The sequence below is a fragment of the Mesorhizobium sp. M7A.F.Ca.CA.003.01.2.1 genome, from assembly GCF_003998945.1.
In the GTDB taxonomy this organism is placed as follows: Bacteria; Pseudomonadota; Alphaproteobacteria; order Rhizobiales; family Rhizobiaceae; genus Mesorhizobium; species Mesorhizobium ciceri.
This window is the reverse complement of the sequence record NZ_RZRA01000252.1, coordinates 1-6,280: the sequence shown is the minus strand read 5'-3', so window position 1 is coordinate 6,280 and position 6,280 is coordinate 1. Positions and strand designations below refer to the sequence as shown.

6 protein-coding genes are annotated in these 6,280 nt (G+C 64.2%); 2 read left to right on the top strand and 4 right to left on the bottom strand.

The features are described 5' to 3' along the window. A partial coding sequence (locus EN969_RS12780; RefSeq protein WP_164758239.1) for an FAD-dependent oxidoreductase occupies positions 1-1,027 on the bottom strand: 1,027 nt, incomplete at its 3' end. A 61-nt stretch (positions 1,028-1,088) separates the two neighbouring features. Next, complete coding sequence (locus EN969_RS12775) at positions 1,089-1,982, bottom strand: dihydrodipicolinate synthase family protein (RefSeq protein WP_024502892.1); 894 nt, start codon at positions 1,980-1,982, stop codon at positions 1,089-1,091. 69 nt (positions 1,983-2,051) lie between these two features. On the opposite strand from EN969_RS12775, the gene EN969_RS12770 reads away from it, so the two are divergent. Next, complete coding sequence (locus EN969_RS12770) at positions 2,052-2,744, top strand: GntR family transcriptional regulator (protein WP_050596296.1); 693 nt, start codon at positions 2,052-2,054, stop codon at positions 2,742-2,744. A 52-nt stretch (positions 2,745-2,796) separates the two neighbouring features. Here the strand turns inward: EN969_RS12770 and EN969_RS12765 are convergent, their stop codons facing one another. Both EN969_RS12765 and EN969_RS12760 read right to left on the bottom strand, forming a co-directional pair. Then, positions 2,797-3,096: a hypothetical protein gene (locus EN969_RS12765; RefSeq protein ID WP_024502890.1), complete on the bottom strand. Its 300-nt coding sequence runs from the start codon at positions 3,094-3,096 to the stop codon at positions 2,797-2,799. Between the two features lie 217 nt (positions 3,097-3,313). Next, entirely contained in the window at positions 3,314-4,810 is a 1,497-nt protein-coding gene (locus EN969_RS12760) for a CoA-acylating methylmalonate-semialdehyde dehydrogenase (protein ID WP_127224145.1), read from the bottom strand. Between the two features lie 217 nt (positions 4,811-5,027). On the opposite strand from EN969_RS12760, the gene EN969_RS12755 reads away from it, so the two are divergent. Then, the gene (locus tag EN969_RS12755) at positions 5,028-5,909 is read left to right on the top strand and encodes a LysR family transcriptional regulator (protein WP_013529085.1); all 882 of its coding nucleotides are present in this window, start codon (positions 5,028-5,030) and stop codon (positions 5,907-5,909) included. The last annotated feature ends 371 nt before the right edge of the window (positions 5,910-6,280 follow it).

Genomic DNA, 6,280 nt, shown 5'->3' with positions numbered 1-6,280 from the left:
GAGACAGGAGTTCGACGGCGCCGCCGACGCGCAGACCCGTTTCGAGCGGCGTGACGACGAAACCATGGCCGGAGAAGATCAGCATCCGCTTCACGTCGAAGGCACTCGTGGGCAAGGTGGTGTTGTAGCCGCGCTCGGTCTCCAGCGGAATGCGATCGCCGAGTTGCTTAGCCAGCAGATGCGACCAGGCGCCGGCGGCGACGACGAGGTGCCGGGCCTCTCTGGTCGTGCCGTCTGCCAACGTCAGCGTCGCTCCATCCTGATCCGCCGCGACTTGGCTGATCCGGACCAGCTCAAAGCGAGCGCCCTTGGCCTGCGCATAGGTCCACACCGCTTTGCCCAGCAGTTTCGGGTCGGCGACCGTCTTCCATCCCGGCACGAACGTGCCTTTGATGAAGCGCGGCGACAGGCCCGGCTGCAAGGCGGCCAGTTCCTCGCCCTCGACGTGGCGGAAACCGATGCCGAAACGCTTACGCGCCGCCCAGCCGGGCAGCCCGGCCTGAAATTCGGCTTCGCTTTCGTAAAGCTCGAGCGAGCCATCCTCGCGCAGCATCGACCGCGTGCCGGAGCGATCGAGCAAGCCCATCCACTCCGCCTCGGCAAGCTTCATCATGCCTGCTTGAGCGGCAAGGCTCGCCTCGTATTTCCCCGGCGCACCGGCGCGCCAGAAGCGGATCAGCCAGGGCAGAAGCGTCGGCAGGTAGGCGGGCGGGATGCTGAGCGGGCCGAGCGGATCGGCCAGCCATTTCGGCAGCTGCCGCATCATGCCCTTGTGCGCCAGCGGCAGCACGTCGGAGAAGGCGAAGGCGGCGGCATTGCCCGAGCTCGTCACCTCGCAAATGCCTGTGCGATCGAAGACGGTGACCCTGCGTCCCGCCTCAGCGAGAGAAGCAGCGGCACAGATACCGATGATGCCGCCACCGACGATGGCTATGTCCAACCCTTCTCCCCGTTCACGGGGAGAAGGCGCCCGAAGGGCGGATGAGGGGCTGCGCCCCGCTTCTGTCGACTTGGAATTTCCTTGCACGTGGGCGCTGCCCCTTATCTGGCTGCCACCATCTTCTCCCTGCGAACAGGAAGAAGAAGCCTCAGAACTGCGGCAGTGTCGGCCGCACCGCGAGCGCATCCTTGACGATCTTCTCGACGGACTTGCGGCGATCGCCAGACAGCGGCTGTCGCGGCATGCGAACGCGGTCATTTGTGTTGATCGCGAACACTTCGGCAAGCTTGATGTTTTGGACCAGATAGGTCGAGACGTCGAGATCGAGCAGCGGCCGGAACCAGCGGTAGATGCCGAGCGCCTCTTCGCGGCGACCCTGCTTCATCAGCTGGTAGATGGCGACCGTCTCGCGCGGGAACGCGGTGACCAGTCCGGCCACCCAACCGATGGCGCCGACCGACAGCGCCTCGAAGGCCAGATTGTCGACGCCGGTGAACAGGTCGTAGCGAGTGCCCAGGCGATTGATGATCTCGGTCGAACGACGGATGTCGTCGGAGGATTCCTTGATCGCGACAAAGCGCTCGTCCGACGCCAGCTCCTCCATCTGGTCGACGCTGACGTCGACGCGGTAGGCAAGCCGGTTGGAGTAGATCATGACCGGCAGGTCGCCAGCCTGCGCGACCGCGCGCAGCGCCGCGACCGTCTCTTCCGCATTGGTGTGGTAGATCGGGCTCGGCACGACCATCAGGCCGTTGGCGCCTTCCCGGCTCGCGCGCTTGGCGATGCTGGCGGCCTCGCGTGTGCCGGCCTCGTTGACCGTCAGCAGCACCGGCTTCTTGCCGGCGACCTTTTGTGCGGTCTTCAGCACCTCGATCTTCTCATCGGGCGACAGCATCGGCCCCTCGCCGAGCGATCCGCAAACGATGATGCCGTCGCAGCCAGCTTCCATCTGCAGGTTGAAGCAGCGCTCCATCTCGGCATGATCGAGGCGATCATCCGCGGTGAATTTGGTCGTGACGGCAGGAAAAACTCCGGTCCACATGATCATCTCTCCATCTGATATATCACTGGTATATCTATTAACAAACCCGCTGTCAATGCGGAATCCGTTATGATATATTCAAGATATATCAGGAGAGCGCATTTGATATCCACGGCAGCAAGCACCTCGGCGGAGCCGGCCGCGACCAGGGCCTACCATGTGCTCGAGCACATGATCGTCACGCTCGAACTGGCCCCGGCAAGCTTCGTCACCGAGGGCGCCCTGATCGACAGGCTCGGGCTTGGCAGGACACCGGTGCGCGAGGCGATCCAGCGGCTGGCCTGGGAAGGGCTGCTCGACATCAGGCCGCGCGCAGGCATCGCCATCGCCCCGCTGCATCCCGGCGACTGGCTGCGCGTGCTCGACGCGCGTCGCGGCGTCGAGGTGGTGCTGGCCCGCTCGGCCGCCCGCTTCGTCACCCGCGAGGCCGCCGACCTGTTTCACGAAGCAGCGCTTGCCATGCAGAAAGCGGTGATCTCGGGCAACGTGCTTGCCTTCATTCAGGCCGACAAGGCACTTGACGAAGCGTTGGCACTGGCTGCCGACAATCCCTTCGCCGCCCGTTTGGCCGCCCCGTTGCAGACCCACAGCCGCCGCTTCTGGTTCCGCTACAAGGCCGAGACCGGTCTTGCCGAATCCGCCGAGCACCATGTCGCGCTGATCCGCTCGATCCTTGCCGGCGACGAGGAGGCCGCGGCCAAGGATGCCAAACGCCTGATGGCGCTGCTGCGCGGCCACGCCGAAACGGCGGCGACGCGCTGAGCGTCTTTTAATCCGATGCGCTTTCGTCGCCGGTGCTTCCTCGAAGCTCGGATCACGTCCCTGGCAAGGCAGCCGCCGCCATCAACGAACCGTCCCAGCCTTCGCCCGCCGTGATGACGCAGCTCTGACCATGCGTGTCGGTGGCAAGGATCGTCCAGGTGCCCTGGTCGGAGACGAATATCTCAAGAATGACGCTCGGGTTGACCAGGCCGCGCGCAGCCTCGCTTTCGTGGAATTTTTCCCCGAGCGCTTTGATCATATCCGCACGGGCTGCGCATTGCTCCGCCATCGCCGGGACGGCGGCAAACGCGGAAACCGCCGCGAAAAATAGCGTTGCCACAAGACGGGTCATCTGACACCTCCTTGCGCCAGACGATGTCCCCGAAGCTGTCGCCAGCGCCGTTGCTTGATCTGCCGTACCTCCTTGCGGCAGGACTGCAAACCAAGACGGCAGATGCCCACTTGGTTCCATCACATTAGCGTTCACGCAGATAGGGTCGTCGCCGGACTGCAAAAAAGCCCGGGCGCGAGCGCCCGGGCCTCAAATTCAAAATCAATCTGTTGTCCGGTCAGTTCATCGTCGGGATGACGAATTCGGCACCGTCCTTGATCCCGGACGGCCAGCGCGAGGTCACCGTCTTGGTCTTGGTGTAGAAACGGAACGCGTCCGGGCCGTGCTGGTTGAGGTCGCCGAAGGAAGACGCCTTCCAACCGCCGAAGGTGTAGTAGGCGATCGGCACCGGGATCGGCACATTGATGCCGACCATGCCGACCTGGACACGGCTTGCGAAATCGCGCGCGGCATCGCCGTCACGAGTGAAGATGGCGACGCCATTGCCCATCTCGTGGTCGTTGGCGAGCTTGATCGCGCTCTCATAGGTCGGCGCGCGCACAACCGACAGCACCGGCCCAAAGATCTCTTCCTTGTAGATGCGCATGTCCGCGGTGACGTTGTCGAACAGGCAGCCGCCCATATAGTAGCCGTCTTCATAGCCCTGCATGGAGAAGCCGCGGCCGTCGACGACCAGCTTGGCGCCTTCCTTGACGCCGGTGTCGACATAGCCCTTGACCCGCTCCAGGGCTTGGCGCGTCACCAGCGGGCCGAAATCGGCGGAAGAGTCGGTCGAAGGACCGACCTTCAGGCTTTCGACGCGCGGGATCAGCTTTTCCATCAGCCGGTTGGCGGTGTCGTTGCCGACCGGGACGGCAACCGAGATCGCCATGCAGCGTTCGCCGGCCGAGCCGTAGCCGGCGCCGATCAGCGCGTCGACCGTCTGGTCCATGTCGGCATCGGGCATGATGATCATGTGGTTCTTGGCGCCGCCGAAGCACTGCACGCGCTTGCCGGCGGCCGTGCCGCGCGAATAGATGTAGTGGGCGATCGGCGTCGAGCCGACAAAGCCGATGGCCTTGATGTCGGGATCGTCGAGGATGGCGTCGACCACGTCCTTGTCGCCATTGACGACATTGAGGATGCCCCCCGGCAGGCCAGCTTCGAGGAACAGTTCGGCGATGCGCATCGGCACGCCCGGATCGCGCTCCGAAGGCTTCAGGATGAAGGCGTTGCCGCAGGCGATGGCCGGCGCGATCTTCCACAGCGGGATCATTGCCGGGAAGTTGAACGGCGTGATGCCGGCGACGACGCCGAGCGGCTGGCGCATCGAATAGACGTCGATGCCGGGGCCGGCGCCGTCGGTGAATTCACCCTTCATCATGTGTGGCGCGCCGATGCAGACTTCGACCACTTCGAGGCCGCGCTGGATGTCGCCCTTGGCGTCGGCGATCGTCTTGCCGTGCTCGCGCGCCAGGATGTCGGCCAGTTCGTCATAGTCGCGGGCGACCAGTTCGAGAAACTTCATCAGCACGCGCACGCGACGCTGCGGGTTGGTTGCGGCCCATTTCGGCTGCGCAGCCTTGGCGTTCTCCACCGCAGCGCGCAGTTCCGCCTGTGATGCCAGCGCCACCGTGCCGCGCACGGAGCCGTCCATCGGCTGCATGACATCCTGCTTGCGGCCGCTGGTCCCGGCGACGTGCTTGCCGCCGATGAAATGACCATAGTCGATCATGATTTCTCTCCCTTGTTTGTGATGCTGCATTGTCCGCCTTTGGCCGGCGGATGGCAACGCGACGGAGAACGCAACCGTTGTGCGGAAAGTAGATAGCGGTTGACGGACGAGCATCAATTCTCGCAAATGCGAGACCCCGTCTGATAGCAGCAGGGATTGAGAGATTGAGTTTCCACCACAGGACGCGGCGTCAGCGATTGTCATCTGGACCATCCCCATGAACTGGGATGACGTCCGCATCTTCCTTGCCGTGGCGCGTGCCGGCCAGATCCTTGGCGCCGCCAAACGGCTGGAGCTCAACCACGCCACCGTCTCACGCCGCATCGCCGCACTCGAGGATGCGCTTCGGACAAAGCTGTTTCGCCGGCTGACCACCGGCAGCGAGCTGACTCCCGCCGGCGAGCGCTTCCTCGACATTGCCGAGCGCATGGAGGGCGACATGATCGCCGCGCGCTCGACCATATCAGGCGAAGGCGACGATGTTTCCGGCACGGTGCGCATCGGCGCCCCGGACGGTTTTGGCGTTGCCTTCCTGGCCAAACGCCTTGGCGCGCTGACCGCCCTGCACCGCGAACTGACGATCCAGCTTGTGCCGGTGCCGCGCTCCTTCTCCCTGTCGCGCCGCGAGGCGGACATCGCCATCACTGTCGAGCGGCCGACCGAAGGCCGGCTGGTGGCGGGAAAGCTGGTCGACTATTCGCTCGGCCTGTTTGCCTCGCGCGCTTATGTCGATGCCAATGGTCTGCCCAAAACAGCGGCCGAACTCGGCCAGCACACCCTTATCGGCTATGTGCCGGATCTCATTGTCAGCCCTTCGCTCGACTACGCGGCCGAATTCAGCGCGGACTGGCGCACCAGTTTCGCCATCTCCTCGGCGCTCGGCCAGGCCGAAGCAGTGCGCTCGGGCGCCGGCATCGGCATCCTGCACACCTTCGTCGCCCGCTCGATGCCGGAACTCGTGCCGGTCGATGTCGTGGCACCCATCCGCCGCGCCTACTGGCTGGTCTATCACGAATCGGTCAGGCCACTGCGCCGCGTCCAGATCGTCGCCAGCTTCATCACCAAGATGGTGGAGCGGGAGCGGAACCTGTTCGTCTGAGGCATGTCGCCCAAAACTGATCTCGGTTTTGGGCGAACGACATGCATAAACTAAGACGCTAAAGCGCATCGCATGAATCCGATCAAACGCGATACGCTTTGGCCGTGCCGCCTTTTCCTTGCCACAAAACCGGCCAGTGTGGCATCAGGCGTGCGGTCGCCGGCCACGGGCAGGTCGCCGGGTGGGGAACCTTTCAGAAAGCTGGCGCGGATAGACATGCGAGCCGTTCTTGCCATCCTGCCGCTGCTTTTCGTTTCCGCTTGCGCCAATCCGTGGACGAAGGTCCCGGAGGCCGAACTGCCCAAACCGATCCGCTACGCCATGGCGCGGCCTTCGCCTTTCGTCTTCGGCAATTATTGCGGCCCCGGCAC

Bases quoted from the DNA above. Each gene is read 5' to 3' on its own strand.
- EN969_RS12775 (WP_024502892.1), bottom strand. From the start codon at position 1,982: ATGTGGACCGGAGTTTTTCCTGCCGTCACGACCAAATTCACCGCGGAT.
- EN969_RS12770 (WP_050596296.1), top strand. From the start codon at position 2,052: ATGATATATTCAAGATATATCAGGAGAGCGCATTTGATATCCACGGCA.
- EN969_RS12765 (WP_024502890.1), bottom strand. From the start codon at position 3,096: ATGACCCGTCTTGTGGCAACGCTATTTTTCGCGGCGGTTTCCGCGTTT.
- EN969_RS12760 (WP_127224145.1), bottom strand. From the start codon at position 4,810: ATGATCGACTATGGTCATTTCATCGGCGGCAAGCACGTCGCCGGGACC.
- EN969_RS12755 (WP_013529085.1), top strand. From the start codon at position 5,028: ATGAACTGGGATGACGTCCGCATCTTCCTTGCCGTGGCGCGTGCCGGC.